Annotated in this window: 1 protein-coding gene; it reads right to left on the minus strand. The window is 33.4% G+C overall.

Features of this window, described 5'->3' with window-relative positions; translation table 11 throughout:
* Positions 1–140: 140 nt before the first annotated feature.
* Positions 141–2,306, minus strand: a complete 2,166-nt coding sequence (locus CD172_RS12150) for a bifunctional glycosyltransferase/CDP-glycerol:glycerophosphate glycerophosphotransferase (protein WP_103346490.1) — start codon at positions 2,304–2,306, stop codon at positions 141–143.
* Between the last annotated feature and the right edge of the window lie 46 nt (positions 2,307–2,352).

The following is a 2,352-nucleotide window of genomic DNA, read 5'->3' on the forward strand; positions in this document are numbered from 1 at the left end:
GAGCATGAAATGAAAAAGCCAGCGCCTTTAGACGCTAGCCGGTAAAGCGGGCTTATAGCCCAAGAGCAAACCACCCGTTTTACGGGTGGTCCTGATTTGTGCTAAAACACGTCACCCGCTTGTGGTTTAACCTATTAATTTTACTTTTTCATGATGTCTTTATAAATCATATCTCCAATAATTTTAGACGCTTGACCGTTTTCGATGGAACAAAAGCGATTATAAAACGCGTCAATATTTGGAGCGTATTGAGATTTAATATCATCTAATTGTTTTAAACCTTCAATCAGTTCATCCGCTTTTGTATAAATAGGACCTGGTAAATCTTTGTGATAATCAATATAGAAACCACGCAAATTTTTATCATATTTTTCAATATCGTAAGCGAAGAAAAATTGGGGTTTTTTCAATATACCATAATCAAACATTACAGAAGAATAATCTGTAATTAATGCATCACTAATTAAATATAGTCTAGAAATATCATTATAGTGAGATACATCAATTGCAAAATCTTCGTAACCATTTAAATCAATTGCATTCGCAATTAAATAATGCATACGTAATAAAATCACATAGTCGTCGCCAAGGGTTGCTTGAAGTTTAGGCAAATCAATTTTTAATTCGAATGTGTATTTTCCTTTTTTAATAAATTCGTCATCACGCCATGTTGGAGCATACATGACGATTTTTTTACCTTCTGGAATATTCAATTCTTCTTTGATTTCTTTGTGAAGTTGTTCATCTTTTGCGCGGTTTACTAAGATGTCATTTCTAGGATAGCCAATTTCTAAAATGTTTTCTTGAGACATCCAAAATGCCGATCTAAATATTTCAGATGAATAACGGTTCGGTGAAATTAAATAATCCCAACGCGATGTTTCTTTATTAAAGTTTCGTTTGTAAAGAGATGTTGTTGTACCTGGCATACGTACGACTTTCATATCATTAGCTAGACGTTTTAAAGGTGTACCATGCCAAGTTTGAACGTAGGTTTGATTTGGTTTCTTATTTAAAAACAATGGGATACGTGCATTTGACACCCAAACTTTTGCTTCTGAGTATGCATTATAATAAGCTTTAGTATCTTTTTTTACTTTAGATGCACTGCCAGGAAGCTGACAATTTTCTGGGTCTTTGAGTATCCATTTGTAATTTAATTCGGGATAATGATGTTGCATATATTCATAAATATATTTTGGACTATCACTATAGTTTTTACCACCAAATGATTCAAAGATAACTGTTTTATCATTAACGTTCTCTTCTTTATCTGTTAAGAAATACTCAGAACGTTCTTTTCCTTTTTGTCGTAATGCAATACGTTTGGCATGACGCGTGATAAAGCGAAATTTGTTAATTCGCAAAGCAAGTTCGGGTTTTCTTAGAGCAAATGCTAGCATTTCTAATCCGAAGAGCAACTTTTTCTCAGTGATGATTGCGACATTTAAGTGACGTGCAACCTTAATAAGCGCTTCAGTATGCAATTGACTGCGACGTGGTGTTTCATCTAGATTTGGCATAAAATCTTGATGCAATTTTTGAATCATCTTTTCCTTAATGAAAGCACGCACAGGTCCTTTTTTTACTCGGGATAATGCATCGATAAAACTGTTTACATAGTCTTCAAATAAAATGTCGAAACTTTGTTCAGATAATGTATTCGTTTCAAAAGGATCGTAAACTTCTCCCTTAAAGTAAAATGGGAAGTGTGTGATACGTACAAAGTTGTGTACATATTGAACGTATTCAAGGATAAACGACCAATCGCTATATACTTTCAATGATTCGTTGAATTGAATATTATGAGCTTTAACAATTCCGGTTCTAAAAATAATGTTACAAGCTGTATGTTTTCTTAAAAATGAATTGGGATTACTTTTTGTATCAAAATATTGAACTTGTACGCGATCTTGATCAACAAATTGAGGCATCTTAAGGCTAAATTCATGAATTGGAGCAACTAAACCATCCAAACCATTCAAATGCTTAAGATAAAAATTGACTGCATATGTCGCTAATTTGTCGTCAGCATCTACAAACATAAAGTAAGGTGTTTCTACGTGTGTTAAACCCACGTTTCTGGCATGCGCATGGCCATGATTTTTGTCTAATTTTACATATTTAATTTCCTTATCGTAATCCTTAAGCGCATCCTTCATTAATTGTTCACTGTTATCCGTAGAACCATCATTGATAAAAATAAGGTCAAATGATTGGTTTCGTTGGCGTTTCAAATAGTCAATACACGACTCTATATACTCTGCTGAGTTATAGAATGGCACTATTATTGATAGTGCATTCATAAAGAATCATCCTCTCTTTGCAATACTAATTCTTTCGTATTATAGC

It is taken from the genome of Staphylococcus agnetis (genome assembly GCF_002901865.1).
GTDB classification, from domain to species: domain Bacteria; phylum Bacillota; class Bacilli; order Staphylococcales; family Staphylococcaceae; genus Staphylococcus; species Staphylococcus agnetis.